Source organism: Enterococcus sp. C57 (assembly GCF_040887305.1).
Classification (GTDB): Bacteria; Bacillota; Bacilli; order Lactobacillales; family Enterococcaceae; genus Enterococcus_B; species Enterococcus_B hirae.
Window position 1 is genome coordinate 35296 of the sequence record NZ_JBFOFP010000001.1, and the last position, 23546, is coordinate 58841.

Below are 23546 nucleotides of genomic sequence, written 5' to 3' on the forward strand. Positions count from 1 at the left end.
TTTGCTTTGGCTTTCAATTATGCCGCTAGACCGCTATAATATAGAACAGTATGGTTTTTAAGAAAAGGGATGAAACATGGAAAAAAAAATAAAAGCTTCTAATAATAATCGTGATAATCGCATTGATTATGGCGTCATATTACCAGTCTTCTTATTATGTTTGATTGGATTGCTTTCTTTATATGTCGCGCTGAGTCATGATCCTAACCACCCTTCAGTAGTAAGAGGTGTTGGGATGCAAGCGATTTGGTATATCGTGGGCTCAATTGCTATTGTCGTGATTATGCACTTGAATTCCAAATGGATCTGGAAATTAACACCTTATCTCTATGGTTTTGGTCTAATTGTAATGGGACTCTTGTTAAAGTTTTATGACCGCAACCTCGCCCAGTCGACCGGTTCCAAAAACTGGTTTAGTTTTGGTTCCTTGACGTTTCAGCCAGCAGAGTTAATGAAAATTGCTTATATTTTAATGATGGCGTTGATCGTGACAAAACATAATACTCAGATGAAGGAACGAACGCTCAAATCAGATTTTTGGTTGATCGCCAAGATGTTGATTGTGACGCTCCCGGTTTTAGCCTTGATTATGGCACAAGATGATTTTGGGACCATGCTGGTATTCTTAGCAATTTTTGGTGGAGTTTTCTTAATGTCTGGTATCTCTTGGCGCATTATCGTGCCCGTAATTGCTTTGGCAGTGATTGTCGGTGCTGGGACGATCTTTTTAGTTACCACAGAAGGCGGAAGAGATTTATTATATAAAATCGGGTTTAAATCTTACCAGTTTGCTCGTATCGATTCTTGGCTTGATCCATTCCATGACACGACTGGGATGAGCTATCAGCCAGCACAAGGGTTGCTCGCAATAGGAACTGGTGGATTATTAGGTAAAGGATTTAATGTAAGTAATATCTATGTACCTGTTCGTGAATCAGATATGATTTTCACCGTGATTGGTGAGAATTTTGGGTTTATCGGTGGCGCATTCGTCATCTTCTTGTATTTTATTTTGATTTATCGTATGATTCGTGTCTGCTTTGATACGAACAATGAATTTTATGCTTATATCGCCAGCGGCTTGATCATGATGCTCTTGTTCCATGTATTTGAAAATATTGGTGCTAATATTGGACTCTTACCATTAACAGGGATTCCCCTACCATTCATCAGTCAAGGTGGGTCATCGATCCTTGGAAATATGATCGGTATCGGTTTGATATTATCCATGAGGTATCAAAATGAGGCACCTGCGAAAACTTCTAGGAGGTAACACTGTTGTATCGTTTTTATTGGTATCCGAAATGTTCCACTTGCAAAAAAGCGAAAGCTTGGTTGGATGCGCATCATGTTGATTATCAAGTAATTGATATGATTGCTAGTCCACCATCGGAAGAAATGATCACAGACTGGTTGGAACATAATGAGATTCCATTACGTCGTCTGTTCAATACGAGTGGCATGAAGTATCGGGAAATGGGGCTAAAAGACCAAGTGGCTGATTTTTCGATCAATGAAGCTAGTCGCATTCTTTCAAGTGATGGGATGTTGATCAAACGTCCCCTGATCGTCAAAGGCAAACAACTCGTCGCAATCGGTTTTAATGAAAAAATATACGAAGGAGTATTGATATAAAATGGCTGGGAAACACTTGAAGAAAAAAGATAACCTTTGGATCTTATTTAATGGGAAAGAATATTGTGTCGGTTTAACCAATGAAGCACAAAAAGAATTAGGTGATATCACATTTGCCAATTTGCCAAAAGCTGGTCAGTCTTATCAAAGCGGGGAGCCTTTGATCGAAGTGGAAGCTGAAAAAGCGGTCAGTGAATTTGCTAGCCCGTTAAGCGGTACGGTTTCTTCCGTGAATGAAAAAATCAATGAAGATATCAATGTCTTAAATGATCAAGATGAAATGAATGCTTGGCTTTTAAGCTTTAAAGAAGTCGATCCAACAGAATTTGAGAAATTATAAGAGTTAGCAATTTTCAGAAAATTTTAAAGAAGTAACCGGTAAAATGTTGACACGTTATTTTCCAACTGCTATAATCAGAACAATCATAAATAAAGCTTTGAAAAGAAGAGTACATGTCACAGACGTTCAAAGAGAGCCCTGATTGCTGAAAAAGGGTAACGGAAATGAGATGGAAGATGGTCTTAGAGCAGAGTAGGTGAGCCTTGCAAACTTACTACGGGGGTGCCCGTTACAGCACAACGGTATACGGGCATGATTATGATGAAAGAACGATGACCCAAGTACTGGTAAAGGTTGTTATTGTGAGATAGCAGCAAATCAAGGTGGTAACACGGAAGTTTCAGCTTTCGTCCTTTTGCTAAAGCAAGGGGGCGGAAGCTTTTTTGTTTCCTACTTGATCTCCATGTAAAAAATAAAAGAAAGATGTGAGCGATATGTCATTGATCCAATTAACCAATGTTGAGAAAACATTTGGTGGTAAAAATGGAACGATCCAAGCGGTAAATGATGTTTCATTAACTGTTGAAAAGGGTGATATTTACGGCATCGTTGGCTATTCTGGAGCAGGTAAAAGTACACTTGTCCGTTTATTGAATGGATTAGAGCTACCTACTAGCGGAACGGTTGTTGTGAATGACCAAGAAATTACCAAACTAAAAAATAAAGACCTAAGAACATTTCGTAAAAAAATCGGTATGATTTTCCAACATTTCAATTTGTTATGGTCACGGACAGTTTTAGAAAATATCCAACTACCATTAGAATTAGCAGGCGTACCTAAAGCTCAACGTAAAGAACGGGCAGAAGAATTACTTGGATTAGTCGGATTAGAAGGTAGAGGAAATGCCTATCCTTCTCAACTTTCAGGAGGACAAAAACAAAGAGTTGGGATAGCTCGAGCGTTGGCAAATGAACCTGAGATCTTACTTTGTGACGAAGCAACCAGTGCGCTAGATCCACAAACCACTGAAGAAGTATTGGATCTTTTATTAGCTATCAATAAGAAATTACATTTAACGATCGTATTGATCACGCACGAAATGAACGTGATTCGTAAAATCTGTAACAAGGTAGCTGTGATGGAACGAGGAAAAGTTGTGGAAGAAGGCGATGTTTTGACAGTCTTCAAAAATCCAAAACAAGAAGTAACAAAACGTTTCGTGCAACAAGATATCGAACCAGAAGCAGACTCAAAAGAATTATTGGCTGAATTGATCAAAGAAAATCCAAAAGGTCGATTAGTGACATTAGTGTTCAACGAAAAAAATGCTAACGAGCCAGTCATCTCTCAAGCCATTCGTCAGTATAACGTCGACATCAATGTCGTTTACGGTAAAATCAAACAAACAGCAGAAGGTTCTTTTGGTTCCTTAACGACACTGATGACTGGGTCAGAGAACGAATTGGATCAAGCAGAGCGGTTTATTAAAGAACAAGGTGTTGGAGTGGAGGTGATCCACCGTGGATAAAAGCTTTGCAGAAACGTATTTAGATTTTAGTCAAATCAACATGGAAACGATGAAACAAGCATTCATCGATACGCTTTATATGACGTTGGTGTCCATGGTATTAGTGACCATCATTGGTTTGGTACTAGGTTTGATCCTGTATTCGATTGGACGGAAAAATAAACCTTATGCACGAATCATTTATGGCATTGTTTCGATTATTAGTAATATCTTTCGATCTACACCATTTATGATCTTGATGGTCTTGATCATTCCTTTCACGAAAGCAATCGTCGGAACCATGCTAGGGGCGCAAGCTGCTATTCCTGCCTTGGTACTTTCAGCTGCCCCATTTTATGCTCGTCTAGTTGAAATTGCTTTTCGTGAAGTTAGTCCTGGAGTTTTAGAAGCGGCGGATGCGATGGGTGCCAGCTACTGGGAAATCATTTGGAAAGTCTTGATACCAGAAAGCGTGCCTGCACTGATCTCCGGATTGACAGTTACTACCATTTCGATGATCGGCTTTACTGCGATGGCGGGTGCGATCGGAGCTGGTGGTTTGGGAGGTCTTGCTTGGCAAGAAGGTTACCAACGTGGTAATCTGACCGTGACATTTGTGGCAACGTTAGTGATACTAGTCATTGTATTTATTGTTCAAGGAATCGGGGACTTTTTAACAAAGAAAACAGATAAAAGATAAGAAGAAATAGGAGGATAAAGGATATGAAAAAGAAAATTTTGGGATTTGCAGCAGCGGTCTTGCTGACTGTAGGGTTAGCAGCTTGTGGCAATAATAGCGATAGTAAAGGTGCTTCATCAAAAAGTGACGATACAACTTTAAAAGTAGGCGCATCACCAACACCTCATGCAGAAATCTTGGAACACGTCCAACCGCTATTGAAAGATGAAGGCATTAATTTAGAGATCGTGAAATTCGATGACTACATTTTACCAAATCAATCTTTAGCAGAAGGCGATATCGATGCCAATTATTTTCAACATATTCCTTATCTAAATAAAGAAATCAAAGAAAAAGGCTATGATTTTGTCAATGCGGGTGCTGTCCATATTGAACCAATGGGCTTGTACTCAAAGAAAATCAAAGACATTGCTGATTTAAAAGACGGCGCAACAGTGATTACTTCAAATTCAGAATCTGACTGGGGACGAATCATCACTATTTTACAAAATGCTGGCTTAGTTAAGGTAAAAGATGGCGTAGATCTAGAAACAGCTACGTTTGATGACATCGCTGAAAACCCTAAAAACTTAAAATTCAATCATTCGATTGATCCTTCTTTATTAGCTTCTACTTATCAAAATGATGAAGGTGACTTAGTAGCGATCAATGCAAACTTTGCTTATGGTGCTGGTTTGAATCCATTGAAAGATTCTGTCTTATTAGAAGAAGATAACTCACCATATGTGAATATCATTGCCACACGTAAAGGTGATGAAAATAGCGAAAAAATCAAAAAATTACTTGAAGTCTTACACCGTGAAGACGTTCAAAAATGGATCGAAGACAAATGGGGCGGTTCAGTCAAACCTGTCGCAGCTGATGCTAAATAAGCATAGTATTTCAAAAAATAATTAAGTCATCAAAAACATCAAAGTTAGTTGATTTTACTAGCTTTGATGTTTTTTTGCAGAGTGAATAGTGAATAAATTAGCTATGTAACCAATAGAGAACTCTCTTTATTATGGCATTTTTCAAGAAGCATTTATTAAGAACAGGTAAGCGGTAATCAAGCGATGCGTACTGACATCATTCTGCAAGCCAACGTTCACCTATCGTTTTACATAAAACAAATCAACATAACCAGTGATCTATGAATGCTAAAAACAGAAGTTTCTTTATAAATATTATTATCTAGTAATATTGATTTAATGATAACTCGTGAAAAAAGTTTTGATTTTAGTGGGTTATAACATTGCGCTCTATTCTCAATTAGTCTAAAATAAGTGAGAACGAAACAGAATCTGGAGGGAATTTGCATGTCTGTCTTAGAAATAAAAAATTTACACGTCTCAATTGAAGAGAAAGAAATTCTTAAAGGCGTAAACTTAACAATGAAAACAGGCGAGATCCATGCCATTATGGGACCAAATGGAACAGGGAAATCGACGCTGTCAGCCGCTATTATGGGGAATCCAAACTATGAAGTCACTGAAGGCGAGATCCTATTTGACGGAAAAAATATCTTAGATTTAGAGGTCGATGAACGGGCACGTCTAGGATTATTTCTAGCGATGCAATACCCAAGCGAAATTCCTGGGATCACGAATGCAGAATTTATGCGTGCAGCGATCAATGCCAAACGTGATGAAGACGATAAAATGTCTGTTTTGACTTTCTTGAAAAAATTAGATGAAAAAATGGCGCTGTTAAATATGCCAGAAGAAATGGCCGAACGTTACTTGAATGAAGGCTTTTCTGGTGGCGAAAAGAAACGAAATGAAATCTTACAATTATTGATGTTAGAACCAACTTTTGCCATTTTAGATGAAATTGATTCTGGATTAGATATCGATGCATTGAAAGTCGTAGCAAAAGGGGTCAATGAAATGCGTAGCGAAAACTTTGGCGCATTGATCATCACCCACTACCAACGATTATTGAATTATATCACTCCGGATGTCGTCCACATCATGATGGAAGGACGTGTCGTGATGACTGGGAATGCAGATCTAGCGAAACGACTTGAAGCAGAAGGGTATGCTGGCATCAGCAAAGAACTAGGAATCGACTATAAAGAAGAAGAAGCGTAAGGAGGAGCGGAAAATGAAAGAAACGAACTGGCTCGACCAACTTGACGCAGTTACCAATTTTTCTTTAAGCAAAGGGGAACCTGAATGGATGACCCAATTACGTCAAGCAGCGTTAGAAAAAGCCAATCAATTACCACTTCCTCAGATCGATCGTGTAAAATTCCATCGCTGGCCATTATTCGATATCCATGAGTTCACAGACCACTTTAGTGAGACAGGAAATGTAGCTGGGTTTGACGTAATGAAAGATAACCCTGTGTTGGTGCAAGAAGGAACAAGTACGATCTTTGAACAATTACCAGTGGAACTCATGGAAAAAGGCGTGATCTTTACAGATATCTTCACCGCGCTCCAAGAGCATCCAGATTTAATCAAACCATACTATATGGAAAAAGCAGTGAAAATGGATGAAGATCAATTGACCGCTTTACATGCTGCTTTCATGAACAGTGGAGTGTTTTTATATGTTCCTAAAAATGTTGTCATCAATGAGCCAATTGAGAGCTTATTCATCCAAGATGGCAAATTAGCACAGCATTTCTTTAAACATGTCTTGATCGTCGCAGAGGAACATAGTGAGTTCTCTTACTTGGAACGATTCCAAACGACTAAAGAGAAAATCCAAAAAGCTTCTGGTAATATCATTGTCGAAGTAATCGCTAAAGCTGGAGCAAAAATCAAATATTCAGCTGTCGATCAATTAGGAGAAAATATCACTTCTTATATCAACCGCCGAGGTCATATTTTACGTGATGCTTCTGTAGATTGGGCAATCGGTGTGATGAATGATGGACATGTAATTGCTGATTTTGATTCTGATTTAGTTGGCGAAGGTGCCCATGCAGAAGTGAAAATCGTTGCCATTAGCTCAGGAAAACAAATCCAAGGAATTGATACGCGTGTCACGAACAAAGCGCCTCATACGATCGGACATATCTTACAACATGGTGTGATCCGAGAAAAAGGGACGTTGACTTTCAACGGGATCGGACATATCTTAAAAGGCGCAAAAGGAGCCGATGCCCAACAAGAAAGTCGAGTATTGATGCTTTCAGATAAAGCAAGAGGAGATGCCAATCCGATCTTACTCATTGATGAAAATGAAGTCACTGCAGGACATGCTGCCAGTGTTGGTCGGGTCGATCCTGAAGAAATGTATTATTTGATGAGCCGTGGTCTTCATAAAGAAGAAGCAGAACGATTGGTTATTCGAGGCTTCCTTGGCTCTGTGTTAACAGCAATTCCAGTAGAAGCAGTCCGAAAAGAGTTAGTGGAGGTTATTGAAGGGAAGTTGAATGTATGATTCTGAAAGAAACCATTCGCGAAGATTTTCCAATATTATTTCAAGAAGTCAATGATGAACCGCTCGTTTATTTAGACAATGCAGCCACTACGCAAAAGCCAACAGCAGTAATTGAAGCAATAAAAAAATACTACGAACAAGATAATGCCAATGTGCATCGCGGAGTCCACACCTTAGCCGAACGAGCAACATTTGCCTATGAAGGCGCTCGGGAAAAGGTCAGAAAGTTTATCCATGCAGCTGAAACTGCTGAAATCCTATTTACTCGTGGCACCACCACGAGTTTTAACTGGGTCGCTCGCAGCTTTGGTGAACAGTTTCTGCAAGCAGGGGATGAAATCTTAATTTCTTACATGGAACACCATTCCAATGTCATTCCTTGGCAACAATTAGCCAAAAAGACAGGAGCAACATTAAAATATATTGACTTGACTACCGACGGATTTTTAGACATGGCACAAGCAAAACAATTGATCACTAACAAAACAAAAATCGTATCGATTGCTCATGTTTCAAATGTCTTAGGTGTGATCAATCCCGTCAAAGAACTAGGAAAACTTGTCCATGAGCAAGGTGGGGTACTAGTTGTAGATGGCGCACAATCCGCTCCTCATATGCCAATCAACGTCCAAGAATTAGACTGTGATTTCTTTGCGTTTAGCGGACACAAAATGTGTGGACCGACTGGGATCGGAGTCTTATATGGCAAACGAAAATGGTTAGAACAAATGGAACCAGTCGAATTTGGTGGCGAAATGATCGACTTTGTCGACTTGTACGATAGTACTTGGAAAGAACTTCCATGGAAATTCGAAGCCGGCACACCTAATATCGCTGGAGCCATCGCACTAGGTCAAGCGATTGACTATCTCGAAAACGTTGGGTTGGACAATATCCATGATCATGAAAAAGAATTAATTGCCTATGTCTTACCTAAACTACAACAAATCGATGGGTTGACCATTTATGGACCACAAGATCCCGCTACTCGTACAGGGGTCATCGCCTTTAATCTAAATGGCTTACATCCTCATGATGTAGCTACTGCTTTAGATATGGAAGGTGTCGCTGTTCGAGCAGGCCATCATTGTGCCCAACCTTTATTGAACTATTTAGAAGTCTCAGCGACCGCACGAGCAAGCTTTTATTTTTATAATACGAAACAAGATGCAGATCGTTTAGTCGAAGCAATTCTTGCAACGAAGGAGTTTTTCCAACATGGCACTCTCTAAACTAGATAATCTCTATCGCCAGGTCATACTTGATCATTCTTCGCATCCTCATCATCGAGGTACATTGACTGAATCAACCAGTCGAATCGAATTGAATAATCCGACCTGTGGCGATGTCATCGAATTACAAGTCGAAGTCAAAGAAGGAATCATCAAAAATATCGCATTCAACGGTAACGGTTGTTCCATTAGTACAGCCAGCGCATCCATGATGACCGATGCTGTCATGGGAAAATCTGTTGAAGAAGCAAAACAATTGATCACTGATTTCTCGCAATTAGTCCAAGGAAAAGAAGTCAAAGCCATCGACCAATTAGGCGATGCAGCAATGCTCAGTGGCGTAGCCAAATTTCCCGCAAGAATCAAATGTGCCACATTAGGCTGGAAAGCCTTAGAAAAAGCAATGGAAGAAAACGGCACTGCAACCTTCCATCACGTGCATCAGGAAGAGGAGTGAGAACATGGGTGTACCAGAATTAGAAGAATATAAATTTGGTTTTCACGATGATGTGGAACCAGTTTTCAGTACAGGAGAAGGCTTAACTGAAGAAGTCGTTCGAGAAATGTCTCGAATCAAAGGTGAACCTGAATGGATGTTAGATTTTCGTTTGAAATCCTTAGAAACATTCAATAAAATGCCCATGCAAAAATGGGGACCAGACCTGTCAGACATCGACTTCAATGCCATAAAATATTACCAAAAACCAAGTGATAAACCTGCCCGAGATTGGGAAGATGTACCTGATAAAATCAAAGAAACCTTTGAAAAAATCGGGATTCCTGAAGCAGAACGTGCATACCTCGCAGGTGCTTCTGCTCAATATGAATCAGAAGTCGTTTACCACAACATGAAAGACGAATTTGAAAAATTAGGGATCGTCTTCGCCGATACTGATTCTGCATTGAAAGAATATCCTGAGTTATTCAAAGAATACTTTTCCAAATTAGTCCCACCCACTGACAACAAACTTGCTGCTTTAAATTCAGCTGTTTGGTCAGGAGGAACATTTATTTATGTACCTAAAGGGGTAAAAGTCGACGTTCCATTACAAACATACTTTAGGATCAATGCCGAAAATACCGGACAATTTGAACGAACATTGATCATTGTTGACGAAGGAGCCAGCATCCATTATGTCGAAGGCTGTACAGCACCAACGTATTCAAGTAACAGTCTTCATGCAGCGATCGTTGAAATCTTCACCCGAAAAGACGCCTATTGTCGCTATACCACGATCCAAAACTGGTCAGACAATGTCTATAATTTAGTCACCAAAAGAGCCAAAGCTTACGAAGGAGCCACAGTCGAATGGATCGACGGCAACCTAGGAGCTAAAACAACGATGAAATATCCAAGTGTTTACCTAGACGGCAAAGGTGCGCGTGGCACAATGCTTTCCATCGCATTTGCTGGCGCAAACCAAATCCAAGATACTGGGGCGAAAATGATCCATAACGCACCAAACACTTCAAGCTCCATCGTCTCCAAATCGATCTCAAAAGACGGTGGCGAAGTCAATTATCGAGGACAAGTAACCTTCGCTAAAAACAGCGCCGGTTCCATCTCTCACATTGAATGCGACACGATCATCATGGACGAATACTCCAAATCCGATACGATCCCATTCAACGAGATCCACAACAGCCAAGTCTCTTTGGAACACGAAGCCAAAGTCTCAAAAATCTCAGAAGAACAACTCTATTATCTTATGAGCCGAGGCCTAACCGAATCCGAAGCCACCGAAATGATCGTCATGGGCTTCGTCGAACCATTCACCAAAGAACTCCCAATGGAATACGCAGTCGAACTCAACCGTTTAATCAGTTATGAGATGGAAGGCAGCGTAGGGTAATTCAAAAATTAGCGCTAGAAATGTTGATTTATCAATGTTTCTGGTGCTAATTTTTTTGGCTCTTTGTCAAATGATGTTGGTAAAGAGAAATCTTAGAATAATTTGGGCAGAAAGAAGAAAAACTTCTTTCTGTTCTTTTTATTTGGTTAAAATAGTTTGACCGTGACAGATCATGATCCGTTGTTTGAAATTATAAAAATTTCGAAAACCATAAGCATTGCGTTTTAATACTTTAATATGGTTGTTTAAACATTCTAGTGGTCCGTTTGAATAACTGTAGCGGAGGGCATTTTGGATCTGTGGCAGAAACTTTTTAAATGTTCGCAAAGTTGTCGCATAAGTTTCAGGTAGCTGGCTGACTTCTCTGGATAAACAGTCCTCAAATAGGGAATGTTCTCTTTTCTTTACTGCATAAAGAACATCTTGATATAACTGATAGCCTTGTCGTAGATTGGGACAAGTAGCTAACAATCGGTCGACAATCTCACTTTCAGTTAAGTAATCTTTGAAACTGGCACGCCAAACCCGTTTTTCATAGTTCAACTTTGCTTCTTCTTTTTGTAGGAGTTTCCAATAACGTTCCATTTTTTTACCAAGCCCACGTTGGTATTGAGAAGTACTTTTAAGTCGTGCATTGGTTTCCTTCACTCGGTGGTTTAAAAAAGTTCTTCCTATATGTTGGACAATATGGAAACGATCAATAATCAACTGAGCATTTGGGAAAAGCTTTTTAACCAATGAAACATAAGGTGCATACATATCAATAACAATGAATTCAACGGCTTTTCGAGTCGCTAAGGAAAAACGAGAAAAATAGCGTTCTAAATAAGGTAATCGTCGATTTTCAACAATGTCTAGTAGTTCGTGCCTTTGTCCGTCCATCATAATAAAACTCATGGCACTTGCGACACTTCGAACCGATTTGAATTCATCAAAGCATAAGACCTTTGGTAAAGTCTGTTTGAAAGGGTTCAATGGGCGGTAAAATCTCTTCATGACACGATAAACCGAAGAAGTGGAAATATTTTTCTGACGTGCGATTTCCGTCATCGAAGTATTCTCTTTTAAGCGAGTAACGACAGACCAACGAACTTTTTGACTAATAAAACAGTGTTTCTCAGCGACAGAGGTATCCGCTACGAAGGTGCGTTGGCAAGACTTACATTTGAATCGTTGTTTCTTCAATTCCAGATAGGTCCGATACTCAGATACTTCATTTAGTAACAACCGGACGGTTGTCGTCCCCCAACGAATGATCTTAGAGGGAACGACACAAAGACAATGTGGACACTCTTCGGGCGTGTATTGAAGAGTACCTTTGTAAATCAAGCAAATTTGTCCTTTATATCTTTCTTTGGTTAAACAATTTTCCTCGAAATAGATATTTAGGTCTAGAATATTTAGGGTATCTTTGATAAGCTGAGTATAAGACATCTTGAATCCTCCTATGAATTGGTTCGTCAAATTAATTCTAAAGGATTTCAGGGTGTTTTTTCTATGTTTTTACATCATAAAAAAGATGTTAGTGAAATTCACCAACATCAAAAAGTATAGAGCCTAAAAAGCTATAAAAATTGAGTCTAATTAGAAGTTATATTAATCATAAGTTTACTAGCTATCTCGTGAAATTCTTGTGAAAATTCGTTTCTTAGAATCTTACTAGGCTCATGATAACTATAATCAATATGATTTAAAGATTCATGAAAGTCGTATTTTCCAATCTCTTCTTTTTTTAATGTAGTAGTAAATATCACTTGGTTAGTTAATTGATTAAATAAGTTAATAACAATTTTCTCTCTATCAGTAGACAAATCCTCTGCTCGAAATGAATCAATTACAATAGGGTACTGATGAGGTAGTATTTTTGCTAATGCATACATTTTTGATATATGAAATTCAGTAGCTTCGCTTCCAGAAAAAACTTCATTTCTTTTAGTAAATATGTCATCAAAAGTTAACGTACCACTTGGATCAATTTGCTTGTATACAGAATTCATTTCACTTATTATTTTAGAAATAAATAAATTTTGTTTTTCAATGATATCGACGTTGTTTTTGTTATTCAATTTGAGTGAGGAAGTAATTTCTGAAATTTGTCCCTCTAATGTTGCTAATTCTTTTTCAACTATTGCAATATCAGAAACATCATCCTTGTATAAAACAATTGATTCTATCGAAATAGATTCGTCACTCAGTAAGTTCTGAAGTTGTAGTTGGTACGTGTTTATCTCACTAGTTTGTTTATCTAATTCTTCAGAATAGGAATTGATTTTTTCATTAATAGACTCAATAATCTGACCTCTAACTTCTGTAGTTGAGACATCAAAAGTAAAATTGGCATCTGAACTAGAAACATAGCCAATATGTGTAGAGTTACAATCTAAACACTGTAATTCACCTGTAGATATATTCCTATTTAATGATCTTAACTCTTTTAAAGTAATTTCGTATTTAGCGCGACGATTCATTGTCCTGTTTCTTAAGTTTTTTAGCTCAATCAATATATCTTTCACTTTTTCGACTTGTTTAATTTTTTCTTCGAGAGCGACTCTATCACTGTGTTTGCTTATATAATTAATAGGCTCTTTTTTAGAATTCAAAATTTTATGTTTCTTCAAAAGAGCTTTCTTTTCTTCTTTTAGTTTCTTTAATTTTTCTTTTTCTATATTTAATTCTTCTGTAGTAAGCCCAATTTCTCCGATTCCTGCATAATCATAAAGCATATTATAGAAATCTTTTTTTGAGTAAAATCCTTTGTTAGCAATATTTGATGAATCTTTTTTATCTTGACCAACAAAGAAAATTTGATTGAACAACTCAGGGTCAACAATTCTTTTAATACTATCTTTTACTATTTGAGGTAGTGGAAAAATATTTTTAGTCCAGTATCTTTTTAGTTCTGAAACATTATCAAATATCAAAATTGATTTTTTCACATACAAAACGAAGGTGTCGTTTTTCCTATAAAGTGTATATAAAGTTTTCTCATGTTCAAATTCAATAATATAGTAGTATTTTTTGAATTTGAATGAAGATGGAAATACCGGTTCACTTCCAAGACAATACATCAGAGATTGAATAATAATTGTTTTCCCTTTATTATTGTCGTCGCTCGAAATAACGTTTAGGTGTTCATTAATCCTCTTTTCAATGTATGCTTCTTGCGAATTTCCGACTGCAATTGTTTTAATGATCATTTTGTAACCCCTCTTTTACTGTTGCGATAAAATATTTTAAAGACAAGACATCAAAATCTGGACATCCATTTTTAATATTTCTATCTAGCAAACTAAATATTTCTTCTACGTTCTTATCAGGATTCCCAATAATTTTATTATATGTTTCATTGAACAACAACCAGAATCCCTCAGTGGCATTTTTATTGAATAAGGCTCTTGAAAAAGCTAGTTTACAATCTTCTAATGCTTCTTGTCGCATATCAGATGGAAAGGCGTTATAAATATCTATGAAATGAATAGGGCAACCCTTATCAAATGGATTTCTATTTATTATCCTACCTATGACAAGAGTCTTGATCTGTCCACTAGTTAAATGACGAAAATAATTCAACGATTGGTCTGTTGATGTGATACTTATACCTTCTACTGGTAAATTATTTTTTTTGTCAGATTGTATTTTTCGTATTTCATTAAAAATAGTAGATAATTCATCATTAGTTGGTATTAGAGCAATATGGTCTTTAATGATTGACTTAACATAATCACTAGGTTCCTTATCATCAACTACAAAAAGAACATTATCCAGGAATTCATCAATTTTTTTTGATGTTACATCTGCATCATTAATGTAAGTTTTGGAATTGCATTCCTCAAGTAGGCCTTCTTTCAATTTCTCTAATGCTTTTGAATCAATGTTATCAATCTCAAAAATATTTTTTGTAGAATCAATACGAACGGTATTTGAAACACCACCAACGAACAAGATGAAGCTATCGAATTCAAATTCACTTACAAAATTTTTATATAGAGTAACAAGTTCTTTCCCTAGCGCTTTTGGAGATGAATTTGATGCACCCTTAGATTGTATATCCCAAAGCTTATCAGACATTCTATCCATTCCTGTTAAATCGTTAAAGAAGTCTACAATAAAATAATGAATCTCTTCATGATCTTCGTGAAAATTCATTAAATAGAGTAAAGCTTTTGTTTCCGCATCTGCGGCAGATTTTCTTAGTTTTTCTGACGAAGAGATAGTGTAAGCCATAGTAGTTTCCCTTTCTAACAAAAGATAATAAGTGCTTCAATTATATGCGAGAGCATGCTAGAAAATAAAAAAAGTCATAAGTATTAAAGAGTTTGGTACACTTATATATAAAAGCAAAAAATAAGCATAATGCTTATTTTGAACGAGTAAATAACAATTATATTATATCATTATGGTCGATATAATTACCATAAAATTCTTCATACTTGATTTTAGCTCTTATGAATGGTAGATAATGTACATGTATGGTGGAGTAGTCAGTTACTTCTGTTGTTCAAAAGAGAAATTGAAGATAGTGTTTTTCTGAAAAAATAACTCATATAAACGATTAATCAGATAAATCTAAAAACTTTAAAAGAATTTATTTTGAGAAAAAATCATGTTTATAATCTAAAATGATGAAGAGATGGAGTGTTTTAGTATTCATTCTAGCTCGCAAGTGAACAATCAAGTAATGTTTCAACAAGTTACTTCTCGAAGAAGGATCATTTAAATATCCTATACTTTTCAACGTATTAATTACCTTCATGTTTTCTAATACGCAGTCAATAAACGAATTATTTGTTTTTCTTTATTATATTCAAAACTAAAAATAAGTCGTTTTTCTTCTGTGTCTAATATGGTATTAAATTTTGTGACATGCTCGTTTAATTCAATATTGAATATATTATTTGAAATAGATTTTGAAACTAGTGAAGTAAATTCTTCTAAAGTCAGTTGTTTTTCTTGAGCTGTACTCAATTCACTAATGACATGAGACTTTTCTATTTTTAAGTATTTTTCAAATTTAAGTGGTTCAACAATGAGTTCAAAGTTTGAAATAGTTTCTGCATGTTCTGGATTTAAAATATTAAGGGAATAGTCTTTATTTACAGAATAAACTGCTGAGTGATAATTGTACGATAAAAAACTGTTGTAAAGATGTTCGGGAATATAAACAATTTTGAAATAGTCAGGTATAACCTCTTCTAACATAGATATATAGCCTTCTTCAACTGAAGGAAATAACAAAATATTTCTACATTTTAATGTATTTGCAGGTAGTAATAATGAACGTTTAAGATAATCATTTTTTAAGGTCCAGTTCACTGCTCCAACATAAAAATCTTCAGATTTAAATGCTTCATCCAATATTTTTTTTTGATTTTGAGTCAAGTTAGATATAAAGATTGTAAAATAGTCAGTTTGATTTGGATGTAAAATAATATCTAATTGATTTTCGATATTTTTAATGGATTCAATAAAACCGGGTTCCTGATAAAGTAAATCTCCTGAAAAAATACTGTTTTTACTTTTTTCGAAATGTTCAGTTGTTAATGTATCAAATAAAATGGTGTAAATTGGACGACCATACCAAATATCTTCAATTTTTGAAGAGTCAAAAATTAGTGCAAAATCAAAATGTTTTTTTGCGTCTGGGGGAATAAGGGCTGATTTTAGTTCTTCATACTTAATTGAATTTGTATTTAGAATCTCATCTAATGTATGAAGTTGAGAAAGTAATATTTTAGACATTTGTTCATCAGAGAAAGATGCAACTTCTTGGATTACTTCAAGAAAAACATTCCATTGATTGCCTAAAGTGTGGATCTTTAAAGGGAGGTTTCTAGCTGTTTTCTTCATGATTAATTACCTTTCAAGTATGTCTTTATCTTGATTATATCTTAGTAAAGGTCTCGGTAAAAGGTTTTCAAAGTTTATTATAAAAACTGGATCAGAAAACTGAATAGCTAATTTCTCTTTTTCCATAAAAAACAATATAGTTCTGTTATTTACTGGGACTCAATATGCTAAAATGAATGTAATAAAAGAAAAAATTGAATTGGAAAGGTTGGAGATTGTTGAATAATCTACTTGTTGGTAATGGGGTTACAATTCAATTTGGTGGCTTGGACTACTCAAATAAGAAAATTATTAAAAGGGCTAGAAATAATCTTTATACAGGCACATACCCTGATAAATTATATCATTTTGATACAATTTTATATTTTGAAAATCTATTTGAAAATGTTCCTGCTATTTTGAAAGGGGACTATGATTCGTATACTGCTGGAATTAGAAAAGGATCATTAGACCATTTTAAGAATCGCTATTCTGGATGGAAAAACATCAAACTATACGATGTTGGTTTGGAAGATTATTTCTTAATTCATTTCTTAGTTAGTAATAGATTTAAAGTGTTTAATCCAGAGAGATACATTATTACTCAAAGTATTAAAATGATGCTAGTAGATAGTATATACAATGGAGGAAAGATTCAAGAGTTGTATAAAAATTATTCGGAAAATTTTATCAATTACTTGAATACATTTCAAAATGTTTTTACTACAAACTATGATCAAAATTTAGAAATTGCTTCTAGTTCAAGTGTTCATTATCTTCATGGAGCATTCCATATTTTAGCAGAAGTTTATAATCCAGATAGTTTTAGAAATCGTTTGGCAGATAACCAGTTTATGAAGAATGGATTGACTAATCCAGAAGGTTTTGAGCACCTTCATTCTACAGCATTGATGGCATATAGTGGAGAAGACAAAGAGTTTCTAACTGAGTACCCGGATATTGCTAATCACGGAATCGAGAAACTTGTAGAAGGATATAAAACAAATTTGACGATAAAAAACGATATTGACCAATGGAAATATGCAGAAAGTTCATTAGTAAGGAATGCTTATTCTGCGATAATGCTGAAATTGAAAGAAGATGTAGAATTTCAAACAACAGACTCATTTAATAATTTTGAAGAAATAGAAGGTGAACTTCAAATATTAGGACTATCTCCAGAAAATGATAATCATATATTCTCTAGAATCAATGAAAATTCAAAAATCACTAGGATTGTCTATTATTACTTTAATGAAGATGATAAAAAAGCTGCCCAAGCAGTCTTTGAGAATGGAATTCTAGTTTTAAAATCAGTACAAAATTTTTGGAAGACATATTCTTGAGTATATAGAGACTTAAACAATTATTTAGTATAGTATTTGTTCCAGCTCGCAATTTTCTTACTAAAAAATATCCGAAATATCCATACTTTTTCTAGTTAAAACAGTTTGAAACTAAATCAAAACTAACTACAATTGATAAAAATTACTGGGATATAACAGCATTCACTAAAAAACTTGAATGCTGTTATATCAATAATTAGAGCTTGTCAGAAGCTCTTGAAAAAGCTAACCTTTTGCTGGAAGGGTCTGTGGGTTAAATGAACTGATTAAGCTAGGAATGCCTATTTGAAGGTGTTTCTGGCTTTTTTTGTGACTCTCTGTCAATAAGGACTGATGAGTTGTGTAAAATCCAATTTGGGTCAGAGTGAAGCTCATTATGTCTCATTTTTTGTTATTTTACTTTCTCTATATTTTATCTACTAATCACGCCATCTTTTTGATAGAATCATTCATATAGAATATGTTTTGTTCAGTTTTTATTTTGCGGAGATTCAAACATACTAGAAAACGATATGTTTTTTTTATAGCGGAAATAAAATAATAGAGAAAATAAGATAAAATAAAGATATTTTTCTTAAAGTAAAACTTTGTGAATACTGTATTGGCTATAAAATTAGGAGAATAAGATTATAAAAAGGAATAGAGCAGACTGAATTAGTTAAGCAACTATAGTTAGTAAATGTGGGTATTATAAGAGAAACATTTGTTAAGATTGAAAGTGGAAAGCAACATATTAAGTTAAGACAATTACAAGGAATAGAAAATGTATTAGATGTTTCCTATAATTTGATTTTAGATACAGAGTAAAATTTTAAAATAAGTTTAAAATATTTAGAATTATTATTGTGCATTTTGTTAGGAGAGATAATTTTGGGAAATTTAGCCATAGGAGACAGAATTCAGGAATGCAAAAAAAGATCATTTTTTTTAAAAGATGTTTCAATTAATGAAATTCCTTCTTCTGAAGGAATGTTTATATTGTTTGTAGACAACATAGAAGATATTTACTTTGTTAAAAGTGTGATTAAAGAGAAGGGGGTAAACACATATATATTGAATCAGTATATCAAAAACGATACCAGCAATATTTTGTATATTAAACATGTAAAAAATTTAAAAAAAGAAATAAAAAAATTTGAAAAAGTTATATCACATTCATCATCTAAGGCTGAAATCATTTTTAATCAAATTAAAGATAAAAGTATGGTGAAAGTTGGTTATATTTGTATTTCTTCAAATCAAAATAATAAAGAAACAGTAATTGATGAATACTTGCGAAAATATAAGAAAAAACCTGTAATGAATATGATTTTTAGATCAAATGACGCAACACCATCTTGGAACGGATTTAACTATCAAGGGTTTGTAACCGTTTTAAGAGTTTTGGAATTAATAAATAGCTTATCTGAAAAAGAACTAAAAGACTATTCGGTTGAAATTGAAAAATATGAAGACTTTATAATATACATGAAAGGTGAAGCACAAGAAATTTTTCAGGTAAAAGCTTATGTTACTGAAAGGAATACTCATTCTTACATTGAAGCGTGTGAAAAATTAATTCAACACAAGAAACAAGTTGGTTCAGTAGGTGCAAAATGCTATTTATCTACAGCCGCTGATATTCCTGACTGGGATGAATTTACATACTCTAAAGATATTATACTTTATGGGTATAAGACGGGTAAATACATTAATACATCCGATATAATTGAACATATAAAAAAAGAAATTCGAGTATTTTTTGATTCTTTGAATAAAGAATATGGAGATCCTGAAGTTGATTTGGCTTTTGCCAGTATTAGTCGTATGGTTACAAAAAAAATTGACTATTTGCATCGTCATAGGGATGCTGAGGACAATGAATACAGACTAACTTTCATAGAGTTTTATAAAGTAATAGAATCTTCGTTAAATAATATGTATGACTATAAATTATTCTTTTCGAAGTTGAAATTAGATGAAAAAGTATTGCAAAATTTAGACAATGAAATTTCTTCATACTGTAAGGATTGTAATAAAACAAGTTGTGAAGAGTGTCCTTTAAAAGATTTAAGGGAGATTTTTGAACCTATGAATCGTAATATTTACGCTAAAGTATTAGATCCAACTATTACTGAAGATGAAACTAATGCTTTCATTACAGAGGTTTTTAGTGGTATACGAATTTTAGAAATCTTAGAAATCTTAGAAAGTGTAAATTCTGAAATTCTATTCTTTGATAAAAAACATATCTATATTGCAAACATAGATAATGTTGATGATTATTTAGAAAAAATAATACCGTCTTCGATTACTATAAAAAGGAATAACTCACTCACGAGAGTGTTAAATGGTGTTAAAGAAAGTAGTGAAGTAAAAAGTATCTATTCTAACAGTTCAATACTAGTAAATATGAAAGATGAAAAAGTTGTGTATAAAGATCAAAAAATTAATATAATACCTGACAGTTTGTTAGTTGATAGTAAATTAGATAAGGAAAAAAGCATACTGCCAAATGTTAATTTTAATTTAATCAAAAGAGATTCTTTTATGGAAAGGAATTTGAATAATGAATGATGGAAATTTTTTATTATATGTGACAAAAAAATTTGATTTAGTAAAAGGTCAGTGGCAGGAGTTATACTCGGATGAAAACACTGTATTCACATCTTATGAACCTATAAATTCTTCAAAAAAATATTTATTTTTATGGGGGAACAAAGAACCTGAAGAACAAATAGATTTAGCTGATGAACTTATTGACAAATATATAGAGTATACAGTTATACCTCAAGATACGTACTTGATATTATTTTCAAAAGTTCAAAGTTTAAATGAAAAAAATTATAAAAAAATTATTAAGGTCGAAGAGAATGAATTCTGTTATAAAAAATATGTATGTTATTACATTGAAAGTGAAATAGATGCCCTTAGAAAAAAAAATGACGATATTTTTAAGGATATGAGCAACTTTTTTTCGAGATTTCCTGATCACAATAAATCTGATGAATTTTCTCTTTTATATAGAATGATAATCAAAATTCCTATTATAAAAATGGAATTTGAAAAAAAAGAGTTAGATGATTTTTTCGAATTGTATAACACAGTCAGAAAAGAAACTCAATCGTTTTCTATCAATGAAATTAATGAGATGGAAAATAAGATTTTTTCTAAAATATCAGAAGATAATAAACTGGATGAAAGGATAAATGATTTAGTCGAAGAACTTATAGAAAATATTTATGGAGGAGATATAAATGAGTATCTATCTTAAAAAGTTAGAAGTTACCAATTTTAAAAGTTTCCCTGCAAATAAAGTGAAAAAGTTTAATTTTAACGGATACAATGCCACTATTTTTGATGGACCAAATGGATATGGTAAATCAACAGTGTTTGATTCATTAGAATTATTAATAACTGGTGATATAGCACATTTTGAATCTAAATTAAAAAATGGATATACTACTTATTTATCAATAATAGCAAATACAGATTCTCTTCCCACTGAAATAACGGGTTATTTTACAAAAGGGGATTATGAATTTAGCGTAAAGCGTATTTTCAAGTGGAAAAACGGAAATGATAGCGAACTAATCTATACTAATGAAATAGGAAACAGTGAGAATATTAATAATCAAGAAATATATGAGTTGTTAAATATCAATGAAAATTTTTTTAAAATAGGAATGTATATTTCTCAAAACAATTCATTACTATTTCTTCAAGAAAAGTACGGTAAACGAAAAGAAATTTTAACGAGTATTCTAGATATGAAACAAATAGAAAATAGAGTTAAATTTGTGAAGTTATTAAAATCAAAATTTAATGAAAAAATTAGTCACATTAGTAATATGTTACAAGAAAAGGAAAACAGATTACTACTTGAAAGACAAAGTTTAAAAGAAATTGTAGGTAAAGCACAAGCAGGTGAGCAATTTGTTAATTATAAAAAATTATTTCCGAAAAATAATTTTCTATTTGATTCCCCAAATATTGATATCACTATGCCAATTGAAAAATATAAGCAACAAATGGAGCCAATAAAAAAATTAGTTGAGAATTACGAATTATTTTTGGAGACTAGAAGAGTCAAAGAAATTGATGAGATAATTAATATTTCCCAATTATCATTAAAAGTTTTTTTTTATCGAGATAGAATTAAAAAATATTCCGACCAAAAACAATGGTGGCAACAATTGTTTACATTGAACAGTCATTTAAGGAAAAACACTTTATCACCTGAAATTTCTAGCTTTGAATTAATTAAAGATAAAGAAATCAGCAACAAAATAAAAGAATATTATTCTAGTTTGAACAGGAAATATATTTTGGAGCAATCTCTTAAAGGAGATAGTTCAGAAATAATAAAGCTTAATCAGAAAAGAAAAGAACTAAAAGAACATCAAAAGAAGCAACATATAATTGATATTGAGCAGTGCCCTTTTTGCGGAACTTATATTCAAGATTTAGAAGAATCATACAATAATTTAACTGATATTTTAGAAACTGCAATGAACGATAAACAACTTGAAATTAATAAATATGGAGTATTAATAGCTGAATTAGAATCAGTTATTTTTTCTGAACTTGCAGAGTTACTTGAACCTTTAAAAGAAGAACTAACTTTGATAAATGAAATTAAAGATTTGCAAAATCTCACTGAAAAAGAAATTTTGAATATTGAAAAGTTCTTACCTGATTTTTCCAATGTATTTAAAGAGACAGAAGATAAAACAAAAAGTTTTGAATATTTACTAGGAAAGTTCTATGAAAAATTAAAAGAAATTAAAGGGAATAAAAATCTATTTTCTGATACTGAATTTTTTGAATTAGATAGGATTTACAATAATATATTTGAGAATAGAGCGCCTGATATTTCAAGCAAAGATCTTGATGAAAAATATTTGTACATTCAAAGTAAGTATAAAGATGTATATGAAGGTAAATTACAAAAAAATAAAGATGAATATCGAAGAGTCATACATCTTTTAGAAAAACACAATGATGCAATTAAAACTAATGAAATTTTAGGTGTTATTAAAGGATACAATGATCAAGCGTATAAAAAATATCAAGAAGAGTTTATAAAGAAAATTCAGTTACCGTTATTCTTAATAAGCGGACGTATCATTCAAAATTATCAGCTGGGACTAGGAATTTATGCAGAAGTAAATTCAACACAAGTTGTTTTTAAAGTTCCCGATCACAAAGCAGAGATGAATACAGATATATTTAATATACTAAGTGTAGGACAATTGAATGGTGTTATTATATCTATTTTACTTTCTATTAGAAAGATATTTTCTAAAGAGAGTCAATTAAATCTTATTTTAATTGATGATCCTTTACAATCAATTGATGATGTTAGTTCGCATTCATTTGCTGATATGCTAGTAGAAGAATTTCCTAACACTCAAATACTTCTGTCAACTCATGAAGAGGATAAGAGCAGATTAATTCAATATAAATATCAACAAGTAATGAAAAGTACGAATAATTATAATATGCAATTAGAATATCTAAGAAATTAAGAATCCTCTTAATTTCTGAAATAGCTCCTCAATATTTTAATGCCAAATTAAATGCTATTTTATTTGTGCTTTTTGAATTTTATATAAGATCAAAAATAAGCTCATCAATTTCTTTGATCTAATACTTATTATAACCTATTGATTACCGATAAATTTAATGGAAGGTTCCATGGAATAAATGAATACCATAAGCTAGAAATACCTTTTTAGGGTGTTTCTAGCTTTTTTGTTTGTTCAGTCATCTTTGCAAAGAAGATAGCTTTAAAAGTTACATGCTATAG

19 protein-coding genes, 1 pseudogene and 1 other annotated feature are annotated in these 23546 nt (G+C 33.5%); of the genes and pseudogenes, 16 read left to right on the plus strand and 4 right to left on the minus strand.

Annotated features, from left to right (window positions below):
* Positions 1–76: 76 nt before the first annotated feature.
* The 11 genes from AB5M32_RS00170 to sufB all read left to right on the plus strand — a co-directional run bounded on the left by AB5M32_RS00170 (position 77) and on the right by sufB (position 10583).
* Positions 77–1273 (plus strand): FtsW/RodA/SpoVE family cell cycle protein, encoded by a 1197-nt coding sequence (locus AB5M32_RS00170; protein WP_010719984.1) that lies wholly within the window; start codon positions 77–79, stop codon positions 1271–1273.
* Positions 1274–1278: 5 nt separating this feature from the next.
* On the plus strand, positions 1279–1635 hold the full coding sequence (locus AB5M32_RS00175) for an arsenate reductase family protein (RefSeq protein WP_010719983.1): 357 nt from the start codon (positions 1279–1281) through the stop codon (positions 1633–1635).
* 1 nt (position 1636) lies between these two features.
* Positions 1637–1975, plus strand: coding sequence for a glycine cleavage system protein H (locus tag AB5M32_RS00180; protein ID WP_034699629.1), 339 nt, complete (start codon positions 1637–1639; stop codon positions 1973–1975).
* A gap of 88 nt (positions 1976–2063) precedes the next feature.
* Positions 2064–2333: a binding site (T-box leader), on the plus strand.
* 76 nt (positions 2334–2409) lie between these two features.
* Positions 2410–3444 carry a methionine ABC transporter ATP-binding protein gene (locus AB5M32_RS00185; RefSeq protein ID WP_063626597.1) on the plus strand — a complete coding sequence of 345 codons (1035 nt, stop codon included), beginning with the start codon at positions 2410–2412 and terminating at the stop codon, positions 3442–3444.
* Positions 3437–4123 (plus strand): methionine ABC transporter permease, encoded by a 687-nt coding sequence (locus AB5M32_RS00190; RefSeq protein WP_010719980.1) that lies wholly within the window; start codon positions 3437–3439, stop codon positions 4121–4123. The genes AB5M32_RS00185 and AB5M32_RS00190 overlap by 8 nt, the downstream gene beginning before the upstream one ends.
* Positions 4124–4146: 23 nt before the next feature.
* Positions 4147–4995 carry a MetQ/NlpA family ABC transporter substrate-binding protein gene (locus AB5M32_RS00195; protein ID WP_178286763.1) on the plus strand — a complete coding sequence of 283 codons (849 nt, stop codon included), beginning with the start codon at positions 4147–4149 and terminating at the stop codon, positions 4993–4995.
* Positions 4996–5421: 426 nt separating this feature from the next.
* Positions 5422–6195, plus strand: a complete 774-nt coding sequence (gene sufC, locus AB5M32_RS00200; protein ID WP_010738387.1) for a Fe-S cluster assembly ATPase SufC — start codon at positions 5422–5424, stop codon at positions 6193–6195.
* 13 nt (positions 6196–6208) lie between these two features.
* Positions 6209–7498 (plus strand): Fe-S cluster assembly protein SufD, encoded by a 1290-nt coding sequence (gene sufD / locus AB5M32_RS00205; protein ID WP_161652270.1) that lies wholly within the window; start codon positions 6209–6211, stop codon positions 7496–7498.
* On the plus strand, positions 7495–8730 hold the full coding sequence (locus AB5M32_RS00210; RefSeq protein ID WP_368024220.1) for a cysteine desulfurase: 1236 nt from the start codon (positions 7495–7497) through the stop codon (positions 8728–8730). Before sufD ends, AB5M32_RS00210 begins: the two co-directional genes overlap by 4 nt.
* Positions 8717–9187, plus strand: a complete 471-nt coding sequence (sufU, locus tag AB5M32_RS00215) for a Fe-S cluster assembly sulfur transfer protein SufU (RefSeq protein WP_010719975.1) — start codon at positions 8717–8719, stop codon at positions 9185–9187. The genes AB5M32_RS00210 and sufU overlap by 14 nt, the downstream gene beginning before the upstream one ends.
* A gap of 4 nt (positions 9188–9191) precedes the next feature.
* Entirely contained in the window at positions 9192–10583 is a 1392-nt protein-coding gene (gene sufB, locus AB5M32_RS00220) for a Fe-S cluster assembly protein SufB (RefSeq protein ID WP_178286761.1), read from the plus strand.
* Positions 10584–10721: 138 nt separating this feature from the next.
* On the opposite strand, the gene AB5M32_RS00225 is transcribed toward sufB, so the two are convergent.
* The 4 genes from AB5M32_RS00225 to AB5M32_RS00240 all read right to left on the minus strand — a co-directional run bounded on the left by AB5M32_RS00225 (position 10722) and on the right by AB5M32_RS00240 (position 16430).
* Positions 10722–12017, minus strand: a complete 1296-nt coding sequence (locus tag AB5M32_RS00225) for an ISL3 family transposase (protein WP_178286760.1) — start codon at positions 12015–12017, stop codon at positions 10722–10724.
* A gap of 146 nt (positions 12018–12163) precedes the next feature.
* On the minus strand, positions 12164–13780 hold the full coding sequence (locus tag AB5M32_RS00230) for a hypothetical protein (protein ID WP_368024221.1): 1617 nt from the start codon (positions 13778–13780) through the stop codon (positions 12164–12166).
* Entirely contained in the window at positions 13770–14807 is a 1038-nt protein-coding gene (locus AB5M32_RS00235) for a hypothetical protein (protein ID WP_178286758.1), read from the minus strand. The genes AB5M32_RS00230 and AB5M32_RS00235 overlap by 11 nt, the downstream gene beginning before the upstream one ends.
* Before the next feature lie 534 nt (positions 14808–15341).
* Positions 15342–16430: a hypothetical protein gene (locus AB5M32_RS00240; protein ID WP_178286756.1), complete on the minus strand. Its 1089-nt coding sequence runs from the start codon at positions 16428–16430 to the stop codon at positions 15342–15344.
* Between the two features lie 218 nt (positions 16431–16648).
* Between AB5M32_RS00240 and AB5M32_RS00245 the strand changes: the two genes are divergently transcribed.
* The 5 genes and pseudogenes from AB5M32_RS00245 (at position 16649) to AB5M32_RS00265 (ending at position 23265) form a co-directional block, all read left to right on the plus strand.
* Positions 16649–17755, plus strand: coding sequence for a hypothetical protein (locus AB5M32_RS00245; protein ID WP_178286754.1), 1107 nt, complete (start codon positions 16649–16651; stop codon positions 17753–17755).
* Between the two features lie 567 nt (positions 17756–18322).
* Positions 18323–18562 (plus strand): annotated as a pseudogene (locus tag AB5M32_RS00250) (helix-turn-helix domain-containing protein).
* Between the two features lie 63 nt (positions 18563–18625).
* Positions 18626–20311 (plus strand): hypothetical protein, encoded by a 1686-nt coding sequence (locus tag AB5M32_RS00255; RefSeq protein WP_178286752.1) that lies wholly within the window; start codon positions 18626–18628, stop codon positions 20309–20311.
* The gene (locus AB5M32_RS00260; RefSeq protein ID WP_178286750.1) at positions 20304–21008 is read left to right on the plus strand and encodes an ABC-three component system middle component 1; all 705 of its coding nucleotides are present in this window, start codon (positions 20304–20306) and stop codon (positions 21006–21008) included. The genes AB5M32_RS00255 and AB5M32_RS00260 overlap by 8 nt, the downstream gene beginning before the upstream one ends.
* Positions 20992–23265, plus strand: a complete 2274-nt coding sequence (locus AB5M32_RS00265; RefSeq protein WP_178286748.1) for an AAA family ATPase — start codon at positions 20992–20994, stop codon at positions 23263–23265. Before AB5M32_RS00260 ends, AB5M32_RS00265 begins: the two co-directional genes overlap by 17 nt.
* Positions 23266–23546: the final 281 nt, after the last annotated feature.

Excerpts from the sequence above, each read along its gene's own strand:
- AB5M32_RS00170 (WP_010719984.1), top strand. The coding sequence starts at position 77 with ATGGAAAAAAAAATAAAAGCTTCTAATAATAATCGTGATAATCGCATT.
- AB5M32_RS00180 (WP_034699629.1), top strand. The coding sequence starts at position 1,637 with ATGGCTGGGAAACACTTGAAGAAAAAAGATAACCTTTGGATCTTATTT.
- AB5M32_RS00185 (WP_063626597.1), top strand. The coding sequence starts at position 2,410 with ATGTCATTGATCCAATTAACCAATGTTGAGAAAACATTTGGTGGTAAA.
- AB5M32_RS00195 (WP_178286763.1), top strand. The coding sequence starts at position 4,147 with ATGAAAAAGAAAATTTTGGGATTTGCAGCAGCGGTCTTGCTGACTGTA.
- sufC (WP_010738387.1), top strand. The coding sequence starts at position 5,422 with ATGTCTGTCTTAGAAATAAAAAATTTACACGTCTCAATTGAAGAGAAA.
- sufD (WP_161652270.1), top strand. The coding sequence starts at position 6,209 with ATGAAAGAAACGAACTGGCTCGACCAACTTGACGCAGTTACCAATTTT.
- AB5M32_RS00210 (WP_368024220.1), top strand. The coding sequence starts at position 7,495 with ATGATTCTGAAAGAAACCATTCGCGAAGATTTTCCAATATTATTTCAA.
- sufU (WP_010719975.1), top strand. The coding sequence starts at position 8,717 with ATGGCACTCTCTAAACTAGATAATCTCTATCGCCAGGTCATACTTGAT.
- sufB (WP_178286761.1), top strand. The coding sequence starts at position 9,192 with ATGGGTGTACCAGAATTAGAAGAATATAAATTTGGTTTTCACGATGAT.
- AB5M32_RS00225 (WP_178286760.1), bottom strand. The coding sequence starts at position 12,017 with ATGTCTTATACTCAGCTTATCAAAGATACCCTAAATATTCTAGACCTA.
- AB5M32_RS00230 (WP_368024221.1), bottom strand. The coding sequence starts at position 13,780 with ATGATCATTAAAACAATTGCAGTCGGAAATTCGCAAGAAGCATACATT.
- AB5M32_RS00235 (WP_178286758.1), bottom strand. The coding sequence starts at position 14,807 with ATGGCTTACACTATCTCTTCGTCAGAAAAACTAAGAAAATCTGCCGCA.
- AB5M32_RS00240 (WP_178286756.1), bottom strand. The coding sequence starts at position 16,430 with ATGAAGAAAACAGCTAGAAACCTCCCTTTAAAGATCCACACTTTAGGC.
- AB5M32_RS00260 (WP_178286750.1), top strand. The coding sequence starts at position 20,304 with ATGAATGATGGAAATTTTTTATTATATGTGACAAAAAAATTTGATTTA.
- AB5M32_RS00265 (WP_178286748.1), top strand. The coding sequence starts at position 20,992 with ATGAGTATCTATCTTAAAAAGTTAGAAGTTACCAATTTTAAAAGTTTC.